Annotated in this window: 13 protein-coding genes; 7 read left to right on the plus strand and 6 right to left on the minus strand. The window is 67.2% G+C overall.

Features of this window, described 5'->3' with window-relative positions:
• The first annotated feature begins 65 nt into the window (after nt 1-65).
• On the plus strand, nt 66-269 hold the full coding sequence (locus tag ACYX4P_RS10765; RefSeq protein WP_248116370.1) for a peptidoglycan-binding protein: 204 nt from the start codon (nt 66-68) through the stop codon (nt 267-269).
• Here the strand turns inward: ACYX4P_RS10765 and trpE are convergent.
• Together trpE and ACYX4P_RS10775 are read right to left on the minus strand one after the other, a co-directional pair.
• Nucleotides 266-1,783 carry an anthranilate synthase component I gene (gene trpE / locus ACYX4P_RS10770; protein ID WP_248116372.1) on the minus strand — a complete coding sequence of 506 codons (1,518 nt, stop codon included), beginning with the start codon at nt 1,781-1,783 and terminating at the stop codon, nt 266-268. The genes ACYX4P_RS10765 and trpE overlap by 4 nt on opposite strands.
• The gene (locus ACYX4P_RS10775) at nt 1,780-3,687 is read right to left on the minus strand and encodes a SurA N-terminal domain-containing protein (protein ID WP_292048108.1); all 1,908 of its coding nucleotides are present in this window, start codon (nt 3,685-3,687) and stop codon (nt 1,780-1,782) included. The genes trpE and ACYX4P_RS10775 overlap by 4 nt, the downstream gene beginning before the upstream one ends.
• A gap of 139 nt (nt 3,688-3,826) precedes the next feature.
• Here ACYX4P_RS10775 and tpiA point away from each other — a divergent pair, with 139 nt between their 5' ends.
• The 4 genes from tpiA (at nt 3,827) to ACYX4P_RS10795 (ending at nt 7,135) form a co-directional block, all read left to right on the plus strand.
• Nucleotides 3,827-4,579 (plus strand): triose-phosphate isomerase, encoded by a 753-nt coding sequence (tpiA, locus tag ACYX4P_RS10780; protein WP_248116376.1) that lies wholly within the window; start codon nt 3,827-3,829, stop codon nt 4,577-4,579.
• 68 nt (nt 4,580-4,647) lie between these two features.
• Nucleotides 4,648-5,094 (plus strand): preprotein translocase subunit SecG, encoded by a 447-nt coding sequence (gene secG / locus ACYX4P_RS10785; protein ID WP_248116378.1) that lies wholly within the window; start codon nt 4,648-4,650, stop codon nt 5,092-5,094.
• A gap of 125 nt (nt 5,095-5,219) precedes the next feature.
• Nucleotides 5,220-6,872, plus strand: a complete 1,653-nt coding sequence (locus tag ACYX4P_RS10790; protein ID WP_248116380.1) for a CTP synthase — start codon at nt 5,220-5,222, stop codon at nt 6,870-6,872.
• A gap of 104 nt (nt 6,873-6,976) precedes the next feature.
• Complete coding sequence (locus tag ACYX4P_RS10795) at nt 6,977-7,135, plus strand: hypothetical protein (protein WP_248116382.1); 159 nt, start codon at nt 6,977-6,979, stop codon at nt 7,133-7,135.
• Here ACYX4P_RS10795 and ACYX4P_RS10800 read toward each other — a convergent pair.
• The 3 genes from ACYX4P_RS10800 to ACYX4P_RS10810 all read right to left on the minus strand — a co-directional run bounded on the left by ACYX4P_RS10800 (nt 7,132) and on the right by ACYX4P_RS10810 (nt 11,775).
• Complete coding sequence (locus ACYX4P_RS10800) at nt 7,132-7,695, minus strand: GNAT family N-acetyltransferase (RefSeq protein ID WP_248116384.1); 564 nt, start codon at nt 7,693-7,695, stop codon at nt 7,132-7,134. The two genes, ACYX4P_RS10795 and ACYX4P_RS10800, sit on opposite strands and share 4 nt — an antisense overlap.
• The gene (locus tag ACYX4P_RS10805; RefSeq protein WP_248116386.1) at nt 7,692-9,911 is read right to left on the minus strand and encodes a S9 family peptidase; all 2,220 of its coding nucleotides are present in this window, start codon (nt 9,909-9,911) and stop codon (nt 7,692-7,694) included. Before ACYX4P_RS10805 ends, ACYX4P_RS10800 begins: the two co-directional genes overlap by 4 nt.
• Before the next feature lie 79 nt (nt 9,912-9,990).
• Nucleotides 9,991-11,775: an acyl-CoA dehydrogenase gene (locus ACYX4P_RS10810; RefSeq protein WP_248116388.1), complete on the minus strand. Its 1,785-nt coding sequence runs from the start codon at nt 11,773-11,775 to the stop codon at nt 9,991-9,993.
• A 119-nt stretch (nt 11,776-11,894) separates the two neighbouring features.
• On the opposite strand from ACYX4P_RS10810, the gene ACYX4P_RS10815 reads away from it, so the two are divergent.
• Together ACYX4P_RS10815 and ACYX4P_RS10820 are read left to right on the plus strand one after the other, a co-directional pair.
• The gene (locus ACYX4P_RS10815; RefSeq protein WP_248116390.1) at nt 11,895-12,446 is read left to right on the plus strand and encodes a cytochrome b; all 552 of its coding nucleotides are present in this window, start codon (nt 11,895-11,897) and stop codon (nt 12,444-12,446) included.
• Nucleotides 12,443-13,360, plus strand: coding sequence for an L-threonylcarbamoyladenylate synthase (locus tag ACYX4P_RS10820; protein WP_248116392.1), 918 nt, complete (start codon nt 12,443-12,445; stop codon nt 13,358-13,360). The genes ACYX4P_RS10815 and ACYX4P_RS10820 overlap by 4 nt, the downstream gene beginning before the upstream one ends.
• Here the strand turns inward: ACYX4P_RS10820 and ACYX4P_RS10825 are convergent.
• Nucleotides 13,357-14,424, minus strand: a complete 1,068-nt coding sequence (locus tag ACYX4P_RS10825; protein ID WP_248116394.1) for a patatin-like phospholipase family protein — start codon at nt 14,422-14,424, stop codon at nt 13,357-13,359. The genes ACYX4P_RS10820 and ACYX4P_RS10825 overlap by 4 nt on opposite strands.
• Nucleotides 14,425-14,438 lie beyond the last annotated feature (14 nt).

The following is a 14,438-nucleotide window of genomic DNA, read 5'->3' on the forward strand; positions in this document are numbered from 1 at the left end:
GCGTCCGCGCCAAGCCAGCGCGGCGGTAAAGCGCATTTTAACTCGCATGGACGCAGGATGCGGCTGTGAAACTGACCGCAGAAAAAGACATCGCCGCCAAGATCGCCGCCGCCAGGGCCAGGCTGGTCGTGGTCGAAAGCCCGCCGAGCGCGGCCGCCGCCTTGGGCGCCGCCGCTCTGGCGGCGATGGCGGCGCTGCTGATGGCCGGAGTGGTCATCGTCGGGCCGGGCGTCCAGTTCGACGACCCGACGACGACGCTGACCCGCTAGCGATTGCCGGTGCGAAAGCGCCAGGCTTCCTCGGCCGCCCGCATCGGCGCGCGCGCCTTGTGCTGGGTTTCGGCGTATTCGGCGGCCGGATCGCTGTCGGCGACCACTCCGGCCCCAGCCTGAACGAAGATGCGGTCGTCCGCGAACAGGGCGGTGCGCAGGGTGATGCAGATGTCCGCCTCGCCACCGGCCGAGATATAGCCGACGCCCCCGCCGTAGCCGATGCCGCGCTTCTGGCTTTCCAGTTCGTCGATGATCTCCATCGCGCGAACCTTGGGCGCGCCCGACAGGGTGCCGGCGGGCAGGGCCGCCAGCAGGGTGTCGACGGCGTCGAGACGCGGATCGGCCTTGCCCCGCACGTTTGAGACGATGTGCATCACCTGGCTGTAGCGTTCGACGACGAAGCTTTCCGTCACCTCCACCGTGCCCGGCGCGGCCACGCGGCCCACGTCATTGCGGCCCAGGTCCAGCAGCATCAGATGCTCGGCCCGCTCCTTCGGATCGGCGAGCAGTTCGACTTCCAGCGCCTTGTCCGCCTCGGGCGTCTCGCCGCGCGCCCGGGTGCCGGCCAGCGGACGAATGGTCACTTCGCCGTCCTTCAGCCGAACCAGGATTTCCGGGCTGGATCCGGCCAGCTGGAAGCCGTCGAAATTCAGATAGAACAGATAGGGCGACGGGTTCTGGCGGCGCAGCGATCGATAGAAGGCGAAGGGATCGGCCGACCAGGGCGCGGAGAATCGGTGGCTGAGCACGACCTGAAAGATGTCGCCGGCGGCGATATAGTCCTTGGCGCGCGCCACCATCTCGCCAAAGCCGGCTTCGTCCACCGGCGAGGCGAAGGCCGGCGCCTGGGTTTTCTGAGGCGCGGCGCGGACTGGCAGCGGATCACGCAAGGCGGCTTCGAAGGCGTCGAGCCGCGCCACCGCCGCGTCGTGGGCGGACTCAGGCTCTAGTCCCGCGTCCGGGTAGGCGGCGGAGACCAGGACGATCTCATGACGCACCGAATCGAAGATGGCGACCAGCGACGGCCGGGTCAGGACGGCGTCTGGCAAATCCAGCGGGTCGGGATTGGGCGCACCCAACGGCTCCAGCAGCCGCACCATGTCATAGCCGAACACCCCGAACAGGCCCGCCGCCATGGGCGGAAGGTCGTCGGGCAGATCGAACCGCGAGGCCGCGATCAGGCCGCGCAGCGACTGAAGCGCCGGCAGGCTCTCGGGTGTGAAGGCACCTTGGCCGATGGCCTGCCCACGGGCCATCTCGGCCGCGTTCGCCCGGCAACGCCAGACCACGTCGGGGTCCAGCGTCAGGATCGAATAGCGACCGTTGACCGCACCGCCTTCCACCGATTCCAGCAGGCAGGCGTAGGGGCGGTCCAGGCCCAGTTTCAGATAGGCCGAAACCGGCGTTTCCAGATCGTCGATGATCCGGCGCACGATCACCTGCGGCCGACCGGCCCGAAGACCGGCGGCGAAGGCGTCGAAATCGGCGTCGGCAGGCGTCGCCGTGCTCATTGCGCCGGGGCGGCGGGCTTGGCGTCGGCCGACAGGCCCAGCGCAGAAAGCGCCTGGGCTGGATCGTTCTTGGCCTTGGAACGCTGGGCGCCGGCGGTGAAGGACGACTGAACCATGGCCTGGACCAGTTCCTGGGTCAGACGCGGACGGACCTGTTCGGCCAGCGGGCCGGCGGCGGCGGGATTGGCGGCATGGATGTTGTCCACGCGACCGACGACATAGGCGGTCTGCGACGCCGGCTGCGAGAAGGCCTGGCCCTTGGACTGGCCAAACAGACCCTGCAACACGCCCTGTCCCAGCGACTGCTGGGTTTCCTGATTGCGGACCACGCCGGTTCGGACCGTGAGGGGCGCGTTCACCGAGCGGGCGACGGCGGCGATGTCCTCGCCATTGCGGACGCGGCCGGTCAAATCCTCAGCCTTGGTCGACAGACGGCGCATCGTTTCGCGCTGGATCCACTGTTCGGCCAGGGGCGCGCGGACTTCGGCCAGGGTCGGCAAGGCCGAGGGGCGGATGTCGTTGACGCGGATGGCGAAATACTGGCCCTGGCCGGCGTCGACCACGTCGCTTTCGCCGCCCTTGGTCAGGCTCCAGGCCGTCTCGAAGATTTGCGGCGGGGCGTTCAGCGCCTGACCGTTCGGCAGCTTGCCGTCCTTTGTGAACGGCGGCAGGTCGACCATGCGGCCGCCGGCTTCACGCGCGGCGTCGGCCAGGGACTTACCGGCCGTGCGGGCGGCTTCGTACTTCTCGACCTTGGCGTAGGTCTGGGTCTTCACATCCTCGGCGCGTAGTTCCTGGATCAGCTCCTGGCGGGCGCTTTCCAGCGACGCCGGGGCGGCGGGCTGAATGGCCGTGACCTTGGCGACGGCGAAACCGACGCCGGCCTGGACGGGATCGGACACCTGATTGGCTTGCAGGCCGAAGACGGCGCCGGCCGTGGCGGCGTCGCCGATGGCGGCGCGCGGGGTGGCCTCGAAGCTGGCGGGGGCGATGTTGTTGGCGCGGCCCACGTCGGCGGGCGACTGACCGGCGCGCAGGGCGGCGGCGATCTTCTGGGCCGTCTCGCGGTTCGGGGCCGTCAAGGTGACGAAGGTGCGGGTCTCGGGCTTGCCCAATGTGTCCTTCTTAAACTCGAAGCGCTCACGAATACGATCTTCCGAGATCGGCGCATTGCCGGCGTTGTCGGGCGTGAACAGCACGACCGAAACCATGCGGAACTCGGGCGCGCGCAGACGCTCGGCGTTTTCCTGGATGAAGGCGTTCAACTGGGCGTCGGTCGGGGCGGGAACCTGGCCCGCCATGGCCGAGGTCACTTCGAACCAGCGACCATCGCGCGTTTCAAGCGCCGAACCGGCCAGCAGGGCGCCGTAGATGCGCGGCACGCGGGCGCCGGCGAAGACGGCGGCGCCGAAATGTTCGGTGGCGTATTGGTCACGCAGGTCCTGCTCCAGCATGGCCGGCGTCAGGTTCTGCTGGGCCAGGGCGGCCTGATAGGCCTGCTGGTCGAACTGGCCGGTGACAGAATTGAAGAAGGCCGGAATCTTGCGGATCTGTTTGACGACCAGTTCCTGGCCAGGGCGGATGCCCGCTTTCCAGGCCCAGTTCAGGAAGCCCAGCTGTTCGGTCTGCTCGGCGAGGAAACGGGTGTGGATGTTCTCGGCGACCAGATCCTGATTGGTCAACGGGCGGCCCACCTGCTGCTGCAGCCGCTCGCGCACTTGGTCGAATGCGGTCTTGAACTCGGCCTCGTTCATCGAACGCTCGCCGGCGTCGATCACATGCTTCGGCCCCAGGTTCGAGAACACGTCCATGCGCGCGCCGACGATGACGAAACTGATCGCGATCAGGACAAGCAGGGCGGCCGCCCATTTGGATCGAGAGAAGGCGCGGAAGGCGGTGAGCATTCGAAAACCCGGGACAGGCCGATATTGGCGTCAGCTGTCGCGTATAGTCGCGCCGGGCACGCCCCCGCAAGGATGGCATGATGTCGAGATTGCGGCGCGCCTCTTGGCTTCGCGGTTTACGCCCCCTAGAGAGGCGGCCATGAAACAATCCGTGAAGATGATCGTCGGCAATTGGAAGATGAACGGCCTGGCCGGGGCCTTGGATGAAGCGCGGGCGATCCGAGACGCCGCAAAAACCCTCGATGGCGCCTGTCGGGTCGCCCTGTGTCCGCCCGCGACGCTGGTCGAGCGTATGGCGACCGTGTTGAAGGACGGGGCGACGGCCGTCGGAGGGCAGGACTGCCACGCCAAGCCGTCAGGCGCCTTCACCGGATCGGTTTCGGCCGAGATGCTGGCGGACGCAGGGGCGACGCTGGTGATCCTGGGGCACTCCGAACGCCGGGCGAGCTTTGGCGAGACGGACGCCGAGGTTTCGGCCAAGGTCGAAGCGGCATTGACTGCAGGCCTTGAACCAATCGTCTGCGTCGGCGAGACCCTGGCGCAGCGTGAGGCGGGTGAAGCCATCGCCGTGGTGTCCGCGCAGGTCGAGGGTTCGTTGTCCGACAGCCTGTCGGAACGGCCTTTCGCCGTGGCCTATGAGCCGGTGTGGGCCATCGGCACGGGCCTGACGCCCACTTTGGATCAGATCGCAGAGGTCCATGCGGCCGTCCGCGCCGCCATCGTCAGGCGGTTGGGGGAGGGCGCGCGCGCCGCGCCGATCCTGTATGGCGGTTCGGTCAAGCCGGATAACGCCCGCGACATCCTGGCCGCGCCTGAGGTCGGCGGAGCCCTGGTCGGCGGTGCATCGCTGACGGCGGCGGATTTCATTCCGATCATCCAGGCGGCCGTCTGAGGATGGTTTGCCCCCGGCGCGCTTCGATGATAGAGGCCGCCGCTTGATCGGCGCAGATCCGCGCCCACATGATTGACACCATGCTCCAGACCATTCTGCTCGTCGCCATTATCATCGTCGCCGTCGCCCTGACGGGGGTGGTGCTGCTCCAACGGTCCGAGGGCGGCGCCCTGGGCATGGGCGGCGGACCTTCGGGCTTCATGACGGCGCGGGGCGCGGGCAATCTGCTGACGCAGATCACCTGGATCTTGGCGGCCCTGCTGTTCGTTTTGACCATCGTGCTGACCGTGGTCGGCAACATGGATCGCGCCTCGGTTTCGGGCATCGACGCCGACGCCGTCGGATCGCTGGCCACCACGCCTCAGAGCCAGGCGCCGCAGCAGCCCGCGCAGCAACAGCCAGCCACACCGGCGCAGCCGGCGGCGCCGTCGCTGGACGATCTGGAAGCCAGTCTGCCGTCAGCGGGCGCCCGGCCCGCGACGGCCCCGACCCCGGCCCAGCAACCCGCCCAGTAAGGGTCGGAAATCCCGACCAGAGTTTTGGAAAGCGCGCCGCAGGGCGCGCTTTCTTCTTTTGATCAACAGTTCGATTCGCCGCGGGCCATGCGCCGTTTGCGAATCATGGAGTAAGGTGTCCCCCCATGGCTCGCTATGTGTTCATCACCGGCGGCGTGGTTTCCTCGCTAGGAAAAGGCCTCGCCTCCGCCGCTCTCGGCGCTCTTCTGCAGGCGCGCGGCTACAAGGTCCGCCTGCGCAAGCTGGACCCCTATCTGAACGTTGATCCGGGCACCATGAGCCCCTATCAGCACGGGGAGGTCTTCGTGACCGATGACGGCGCCGAGACCGACCTGGACCTGGGCCACTATGAGCGGTTCACCGGCGTGTCGGCGGCCAGGTCCGACAACATCACCACGGGCCGGATTTATTCGACCATCCTGGAGAAGGAGCGTCGCGGCGACTATCTGGGCGCCACGGTGCAGGTCATCCCGCACGTCACGGATCAGATCAAATCCTTCTGCCTGACGCCGGCCCTGACAGATGTGGGCGAGGATGTGGACTTTGTGCTGGTCGAAATCGGCGGCACGGTCGGCGACATCGAGGGACTGCCCTTCTTTGAAGCCATCCGCCAACTGGGTCAGGACCTCCCGCGCGGCCAGTCGTGCTTCGTCCACCTGACTCTTCTGCCCTTCATCAAGACAGCCGGGGAGATGAAGACCAAGCCGACGCAGCACTCGGTCAAGGAACTGCGATCCATCGGCATCCAGCCCGACATCCTGCTGTGCCGCTGCGAACAGCCGATCCCGGCCGAGGAAAAGCGCAAGATCGGCCAGTTCTGCAACGTGCGTGAAAGCGGCGTCATCCAGGCGATGGATTCGGCCGACATCTACGCCGTGCCGCTGGACTATCACCGCGAAGGTCTGGACCGCGAAGTTCTGGCCCATTTCGGCATCACGGACGCGCCGGAGCCGGACCTGACCCGCTGGCAGGAAATTTCTCGCCGTCGCCTTCACCCCGATGGCGAAGTCACCATCGCCGTGGTCGGCAAATATACGGTCCTGAAGGACGCCTATAAGTCCCTGATCGAGGCGCTGCATCACGGCGGCGTGGCCAACAACGTCAAGGTCAACATCGATTGGGTGGAGGCCGACACCTTCGAAGGCGATCCTGAAGCGTGCGAGGAGCGGCTGCAGGGCGCGCACGCGGTCCTGGTGCCCGGCGGGTTCGGCGAGCGTGGATCGGAAGGCAAGATCGAGGCGGCGCGTTTCGCCCGCGAACGCAACATCCCCTATTTCGGCATCTGCTTCGGCATGCAGATGGCGGTGATCGAGGCGGCGCGGAACCTGGCAGGCTACCCCAAGGCGTCCTCGACCGAGTTCGGCCCTACGGACGAGCCAGTCGTCGGCCTGATGACCGAATGGACGCAGGGCAACCAGCGCGTCCTGCGACAGCAGGGCGGGGACCTGGGCGGCACCATGCGTCTGGGCGCCTATGATTCGACGCTGACGTCGGGATCCAAGATTGCGGAGATTTACGGCGCGACCGCCATCAGTGAACGGCACCGCCATCGCTACGAGGTCAACATCAACTATCGCGAAGCGATCGAGGCCAAGGCGGGGCTGGTCTTCGCCGGTCTGTCGCCGGACGGCGTGTTGCCCGAGACGGTCGAACGTCCCGACCATCCGTGGTTCATCGGCGTCCAGTATCATCCCGAACTGAAGAGTCGCCCGTTCGCGCCCCACCCGCTGTTCGCGAGCTTCATTGGCGCGGCCGTAGTCCAAAGCCGTCTGGTTTGATGTAACGTCGTTCACGGACCTGCGATTCCGTCAGGCGCGACTTTTGCGTTAAAGTGAACGGAACGGATCGATTTGGCACGATCCGAGATCGCGTGGGACCGTCGATGATCGGCGAGATGCTTTACCACCTGCATCGGCATGTCCGATTGGTGTTGATCGCCGGTGGGCTGATGTTCCTTATCGGTGTGGCCCTGCTCGGCTATGAGGCCGTGCGGCACATAGACGATCAGTCGAACCGGCCCGTGGCGTCGTCGCAGGCTTAACCGCGCTTCTTGTCTACCAACGGCAGGCCTGGCGCGTCGGGCGATGAATCGCCGCCCTGGCCCAGGGCACGCTGCATGAAGACCACGTCTCGCCAGTCGTCGTGCTTCCAGCCGGCCGCCTTGAAGACGCCAGCGTCGAGGAAGCCGCGTGTCCGATGCAGGGCGATGGAGCCGACGTTTTCCGAATCGCCGATGACCGCCACCATCTGACGAAGGCTCAACGCTTCGCAGCGCTGGATCAGGGCATCGAGCAGGGCGCCGGCGACGCCCTGTCCGCGCGCCCAAGGCGCGACGTAGATCGAATCCTCGACCATATAGCGATAGGCTTGGCGTGTGCGGAACGGCGCAGCGTAGGCGTATCCGGCGACCCGGCCGCCGATTTCGCCGACCAGACGGGGCAGGCCCAGGGTTTGGACCACCGCCAGACGTGACGCCATCTCGGCCTCGTCCGGCGGTTCCAGCTCGAACGTGCCTCGCCCGTTGGCGACGCTCTCCGCATAGATGGCGGTGATCGCCGCGATGTCGTCGGGACGGGCGTCGCGAACCGTTGGTGCGCTCACGCCGTCTCCCACCCCTTGTCGACGGCCCAGACGGCGAAGGCGTAGTCGTGGGCGACTTCCTTCAAATAGTCGAATCGCCCGGCCGCCCCGCCGTGGCCGGCCTCCATGTTGATCTTCAGCAGCACAGGCTTGCCCGAGGTCGTGGCGGGCCGCAGCTTGGCGACCCACTTCTCCGGCTCCCAATAGGTGACGCGCGGGTCGGACAGGCCGCCGGTGGCCAGCACGGCCGGATAGGCTTTAGGCGCGACCTGATCGTAGGGGCTGTAGCTGAGCATATAGTCGTAGGCGGCCGCATCCTCGATGGGGTTGCCCCATTCGGGCCATTCGGGCGGCGTCAGCGGCAGGGAGGTGTCGCTCATGGTGTTGATCACGTCCACGAATGGCACCTGACCGATCACGCCGGCCCACAGGTCGGGCCGCATATTGGTGACGGCGCCCATCAGCAGGCCGCCCGCCGATCCGCCCTGAGCGACGATGTGCCCGGTCGTCGCGTATTTGCGGTCGATCAGATGTTCGGCGGCGGCGATGAAGTCGGTGAAGGTGTTCTTCTTCGTCATCTTCCGGGCGTCCAGGAACCAGCCCCAGCCCTTGTCGGAGCCGCCCCGAATGTGGGCGATGGCGTAGATCCAGCCGCGATCCACCAGCGACAGCCGGTTGGTCGAGAAGCTTGCGGGCATGGGAATGCCATAGGAGCCATAGCCATAGAGCAGCAGGGGCGCCGAGCCGTCGACCGGCGTCGATTTTCGACGCAGCACCGTCACCGGCACAAGCTGTCCATCGGACGCCGGGGCGTTCAGACGCTCCACCACATAGTCTTCGATGTTGTGACCGGACGGAATCTGCTGGGTCTTGCGCAGCGTCCGTTCCCGCGTCGCCATGTCGTAGTCGAAGGTCTGGGTCGGGGTGGACGGCGAGTTGTAGGCGTAGCGGGTGGTCGTCGTCTCGAACTCCGACGCGCCGGCCAGCGACAGGGCGAAGGCCGGCTCGTCCACCGCGATCTCATGCTCAGCGCCGGCCCGGTCGCGGATGATGATCCGGGTGTTGGCGTCGGCGCGTTCCTGGCGGGCCAGATGGGCGGAGGTCAGGTCGAGACCTTCGATGAAGCGGCCGGGCGTGTGGGCGACCAGATCGGTCCAGTTCGCCTTCGACGGCGTCGCGCTCGGGGCCTGGACGATCTTGAAATCGATAGCGTCGTCGGCGTTGGTGCGGATCACCCAGCGGTCGCCCCAGTGATCCGCGTCATAGCGAACGGCGACGACGCGCGGCTCCAGCACCACCGGCTCGGCGGTCGGTGTCGCGGCGGGGATATAACGGGCTTCCGACGTTTCCTGGTTCTGGATGCCGATCAGGATGAACTGATCGTCGGCGGTGCGGCCCACGCCGATGAACATGCCGTCGTCGGCCTCTTCATAGACCAGTGTGGTTTCGCCGCCGCGCGCAGGGCGACGGAAGATCTTGTCCGGGCGGCCGTTGTCGTCGCGGTTGGTCCAGAAGATCCACTGGCTGTCGGGCGAGAAGACGAAGTCGCCGGTGGCGCTGTCGATCACATCAGGCAGAACCTCGCCCGTGGCGATGTCCTTGACGTAAATCTTGTGGACCTCGGACCCTTGGGCGTCCTCGGCATAGGCGAACAGGGCGTGGTCGGGGCTGTGGGAGGCGGCCGACACTTCCGAATAGGCCTTGCCTTTGGCCAGGACATTGGCGTCCAGCAGCAGTTGCGGGGTCGGAGCCATGACGAAATTCTTCGTCACCGGCTGGCCGTCCACCATCCATGTGCCTTGGCGTTCTACTCGCATGTAGCGGGGGTGCTGATCGCCGGTCTTGTATTCGACGTAGTAGTTCCAGCCGCCATCGGGCGCGGGCACCGAACTGTCGTCTTCCTTGATGCGACCGCGCATCTCGGCGAACATCGTCTGCTGCAGCGGCAGGGTGGAGGCCATCATGGCCTCGCGATAGGCGTTCTCGGCCGTCAGATGCTCCTTGACCTCGGCCTTGATCAGGGTCGGGTCGCGCAGAACCGCCTGCCAGTTGTCGTCCTTCATCCATTGATAGTCATCGGTTCGGGTGCGGCCCAACTGTTCGATGACGACAGGTATCTTCTTGGCGACGGGCGGTTGGGGCATCGAGGCTCCGGCAGGTTGGCGGGCGAGGGCAGGGGCGGCCGAGGCGGCCAGGGCCGTGGCTGCCGTGGACATGATCACTTGCCGACGGTTCATCGGTCGCTCCCTGCATTTGAAGGTCAAGGCCGCACCTTGCGGGCCTCCGACGACGAAGGTCAATGAGGCGCCACGCGGTTCAGCCCGCCAGCGCCTCGACCGACAGGCGTTGCAGCAGGGCGCCGCCCTGGCCCACGGCCGCCAGGCGGCTGGAGACGTGGCCCAGCACATTGGCGGCGTAGATTTCGTAGAGGTCCAGCTTGCCCTGCAGCCAGGCCGGATCGCCGTCCTTGGCGTCGAGCCGGGCCTTGGCCGCCAACGCGCCTTTGGCCAGCATCCAGCCGCCGACGACGTCGCCCAGCAGTTTCAGATAGGCGTCGGCGGCGGCCAGAACGTCGGCCGCCGCATTCGCGTCAGCCTTCTGGTCCAACAGCCAGAGGGTTGCGTCCTCGACCGCCTCGATGGCCGTGGCGAACCGTTCGACGGGCTTGCCGGGATAGAGCGCCCCGAGGTCGGCGAGCGTCGCCTTCATGTCCGCAATCAGGGCCTTGGCCGATTCCCCGCCGTCCATCGACAGCTTGCGCCCGACCAGGTCCATGGCCTGGATGCCGTTGGTGCCTTCGTAGATCGGGGCGATACGGGCGTCGCGATAGTATTGGGCCGCGCCAGTCTCCTCGATAAAGCCCATGCCGCCGTGGACCTGCACGCCCATCGAGGCCACGTCGCACCCGACGTCGGTGGACCAGGCCTTGGCGATGGGGGTGAACAGGTCTTCGCGACCCTTCCAGCGGCGGCGCTCCTCCTCTGTCGCGGCGTGTCGGGCCAGATCGGCGGCGACGCCGGTGGACAGGCAGATGGCGCGGGCGGCAGAAATCTTGGCCTTCATGACACCCAGCATCCGGCGCACATCCGGGTGATCGAAGATCGGCGCATTGGCCTCGCCCGTCCAGACAGAACGGCCCTGACGACGCTCCAGCGCATAGGCCAGGGCGTGCTGATAGGCGCGTTCGGCGACGCCGACGCCCTCGACTCCGACAGCCAGGCGGGCGGCGTTCATCATCACGAACATGTGGGCCAAGCCTTGGTTGGGCTGTCCGACCAACTCGGCGGTCGCGCCCTCATAGCTCATGACGCAGGTGGGCGAGGCGTGGATGCCCAGCTTGTGCTCGACCCCGACCGGGCGGAAGGCGTTGCGGTCGCCCAGGCTTCCGTCGTCCTTGACCGCGAACTTGGGCGTCAGGAACAGGCTGATCCCCTTCGGCCCCTTGGGCGCGTCGGGCAGTCTGGCCAAGACCAGATGGACGATGTTGTCGGTGGCGTCGTGGTCACCCCAGGTGATGAAGATCTTCTGGCCGTTCAGCGCATAGGTGCCGTCGCCGTTCGGCGTGGCGGTGGCGGTCAGGGCGCCCAGGTCCGACCCGGCGCCCGGCTCGGTTAGGACCATGGCCCCGGTCCATTCGCCGCTGACTAGTTTGGTCAGATATTTCGACTTCTGCTCCGGGGTGCCGACCTGCTCCAGCGCCTCAATGGCGGCCAGCGACAGCATGGGACACAGGCCGAACGCCATATTGGCGGCGTGCACGGTCTCATAGGCGGCCAGCTCCAGCGCCTTGGGCAATGCTTGGCCTCCGGCCTCGGCCGGGGCGGACAGGCCGGTCCAGCCGCCGGCGGCGAACTGGCGATAGGCGTCGGCGAAACCCGGCGCGGCGGTGACGGCGCCGTTGGCGTAGGTCGAGCCCTGCTGGTCGCCGATGCGGTTCAGGGGCGCCAGCACCTCTTCGGAAAACTGGCCGGCGGCCTCGATCACGGCCGCGGCGACATCGGCGTCGTAGTCGGGAAAGGCGCCGGTCGCGGCGACGTCGGCCATGCCGGCGACGGCTTCCAGGGTGAAGGCCAAGTCTCGAACGGGCGCGCGGTAGGTCATGGGTTTCCTCAATCGTCTTTGCGGCCTAAGTGCCGCGTCGAGGCGGGGTGTCGCAAGCGTCTTGGCGACGCGCCTCGTCTCTGCGCAAGGTGACGTAGTGCCGTCACGGAAGGGAAGCCATGGGCGAACCGCGAAATCGATATTCGATCGTGTCCCTGGTCCTGCACTGGGGGATCGCGGCGGCGGTCCTGATCCAAGTGCTGCTGATCACGGCGCACGAGAATACCGAGGGCCCGCTGTCGGGCCAGTTCGTCATGCTGCACAAGTCGCTGGGTCTGACGATCCTGGCGCTGACGCTGGCGCGCATCGGCTGGCGTCTGGCCCATCCCGCCATCGCCCTGCCGTCCGACCTGCCGCGCTGGCAGAGGGTGGCGGCGCGGGCGACCCATGTGCTGTTCTATCTGGCGCTGATCGTCATTCCAATGACCGGCTGGCTGGCGTCTTCGGCCGGCGGCCGCGCCATCCAATGGTTCGGCCTGTTCGAATGGCCCTTGCTGCCCATCGGCGGGGGGCGAGAGGCGGCGCGGGGGCTGATGGCCATCCATGGTCTGGCGGTGAAGGGGCTGTATGTCCTGATCGCCCTGCACGTCCTGGCGGCGCTGAAGCATCAGTTCATTGACCGGGACAATGTGCTGCACCGGATGATCCCGCTGATTCCGCGCAGACCATGAGGGCGACTCCGCAAGAGGCCGCCGACGCCCTGAAGGCCGGGGCCCTGATCCTGCTGCCGACCGAGACCGTCTATGGCCTGGGCGCCGACGCCGGCGACCCGAAGGCGGTCGCGGCCATCTTCGAAGCCAAGGGGCGGCCACGGTTCAATCCACTGATCTCGCATGTCGCCGAAGCGGCGGCGGCGGCCGAGATCGCGGTGTTCGGCGCCACGGCCCAGGCTCTGGCCGACGCCTTCTGGCCCGGACCGTTGACGATCGTCGCGCCCGTTCGTTCCGCCGCGCGGGTCTGTGACCTAGCACGCGCCGGTCTGGACAGCGTGGCGATCCGGGTTCCGGCCCACCCGATGGCTCGGGCGGTTTTGGCGGCGTTCGGCGGGCCTGTCGTGGCGCCCTCCGCCAACCGTTCGGGACGGCCCAGCCCGACGACCTTCGACGATGCGTTGGAGGAAACCGGCTTCGCCGTCGCCGCCGCCGTCGATGGCGGGCCGTGTCAGGTCGGGCTGGAAAGCACGGTCGTGTCGGTGCTGGACGGCCGTGTCGCCTTGTTGCGGCCCGGCGCGGTGACCCGGGCCCAGATCGAGACCGTGGTCGGGCCGCTGGCCGACAGCGGGGAGGGGCGCCGTTCTCCCGGACGGCTGGCGCTGCACTATGCGCCGGACGCCCCGGTGCGGATTGCAGCGGACGTCGCAAGGCCAGGCGAAATCCTGCTGGGGTTCGGCCCCGGCGTGGGCGAGGCGCGCTGGAGTCTGAGCCCCGCCGGCGATCTGGCGCAGGCGGCCGCCAATCTGTTTAGGTTGCTGCGCGAGGCGGATCGCACACGCCCGGTCGGCATCGCCGTCTCGCCGATCCCGCCAAAGGGCCTGGGAGAGGCCATCAACGATCGTCTGAGACGGGCCGCCGGCTTCGTCGGTTAGCCGAATCGGGCCTGCATATCGACGCTAGCATGGCGCCCAACGGCGCCCAGACAACTGTCCAGCCATTCGTCGGCGGCGGCGCGGCCGCGCGTCTTCAAATCGTTCAGGAAGCTCCATTCGGTGTTGAACTTGGTGCGCAGCGACAGGTCCGACAGCCAGCGATCCGCCTCGATGGCGTGCATTCGAACGTGGCGGTATGGCCCTTGGCCGCCCACGTCGATCTGACCCTGACCGATCATCTCGCCCGCGATGGCGATGGCGCGAAGTTCCGCGACCAGGGGGGCGTTGAAGACAATCTCGTTCAGCCGATCCATGATGTCGGCGGCGCTGCGCGGCGTTTCCTCGCGCGTCATGGGGTTCAATGTGACTAGAAGCACATCGTCCGGCGTATCCTCGCCCGTCAGGGGCCACAGTGGCGGATTGGTCAGATAGCCGCCGTCCCAATAGGGCTCGCCCTCGATCTCGACCGCCTGAAACAGGTGGGGCAGGCAGGCCGACGCCATCAGGACATCGGCGTTGATCTCGCTGGCGGTGAATATCCGCGCCCTGGCCTGACGCACCGCCGTCGCGGCGACGAACAGCTTTATGTCGGTCGCCTGAACGGCGCCGAAATCGACGGCGGCTTTCAGAACCCGTTTCAGGGGATTGTGGTTCAGGGGGTTGAATTCATAGGGGCTCATCGACAGGGCCAGCGTCTCGCCGGCGCGCCAGAAGGGATTGTCCTTCATCCAGTCCGGCGGCTGGGCGGCGTTCCAGATAGCGCTGTCGCCAAAGACGTTGCGGCCGCCCGACTGGTTCACCTCGCGCCACAGCCTGTCCAGGGCGGCGCGGGCGTCGCCTGCCGCCAGACCCGAGACCAAAGCGGCGGCGTTCATGGCGCCGGCCGAAACGCCCGAGATGGCGCGAATGTCGAGGCGGTCGTCTTCCAGCAGCCGGTCCAGCACGCCCCACTGGAAGGCGCCGTGCGCGCCGCCCCCCTGAAGCGCCAGACAGATCGGCCGTTTGCCCGATGGTTGAGCGGTCGCGTCCGCCGGTTGGGGGGGCTTGCGTCTGAAGATCGCCATATCGCCCCCGCGTC

The organism is Brevundimonas sp. ABV4_179, assembly GCF_056311945.1.

Bases quoted from the DNA above. Each gene is read 5' to 3' on its own strand.
- trpE (WP_248116372.1), bottom strand. From the start codon at position 1,783: ATGAGCACGGCGACGCCTGCCGACGCCGATTTCGACGCCTTCGCCGCC.
- ACYX4P_RS10775 (WP_292048108.1), bottom strand. From the start codon at position 3,687: ATGCTCACCGCCTTCCGCGCCTTCTCTCGATCCAAATGGGCGGCCGCC.
- tpiA (WP_248116376.1), top strand. From the start codon at position 3,827: ATGAAACAATCCGTGAAGATGATCGTCGGCAATTGGAAGATGAACGGC.
- secG (WP_248116378.1), top strand. From the start codon at position 4,648: ATGATTGACACCATGCTCCAGACCATTCTGCTCGTCGCCATTATCATC.
- ACYX4P_RS10790 (WP_248116380.1), top strand. From the start codon at position 5,220: ATGGCTCGCTATGTGTTCATCACCGGCGGCGTGGTTTCCTCGCTAGGA.
- ACYX4P_RS10795 (WP_248116382.1), top strand. From the start codon at position 6,977: ATGATCGGCGAGATGCTTTACCACCTGCATCGGCATGTCCGATTGGTG.
- ACYX4P_RS10805 (WP_248116386.1), bottom strand. From the start codon at position 9,911: ATGAACCGTCGGCAAGTGATCATGTCCACGGCAGCCACGGCCCTGGCC.
- ACYX4P_RS10810 (WP_248116388.1), bottom strand. From the start codon at position 11,775: ATGACCTACCGCGCGCCCGTTCGAGACTTGGCCTTCACCCTGGAAGCC.
- ACYX4P_RS10815 (WP_248116390.1), top strand. From the start codon at position 11,895: ATGGGCGAACCGCGAAATCGATATTCGATCGTGTCCCTGGTCCTGCAC.
- ACYX4P_RS10820 (WP_248116392.1), top strand. From the start codon at position 12,443: ATGAGGGCGACTCCGCAAGAGGCCGCCGACGCCCTGAAGGCCGGGGCC.
- ACYX4P_RS10825 (WP_248116394.1), bottom strand. From the start codon at position 14,424: ATGGCGATCTTCAGACGCAAGCCCCCCCAACCGGCGGACGCGACCGCT.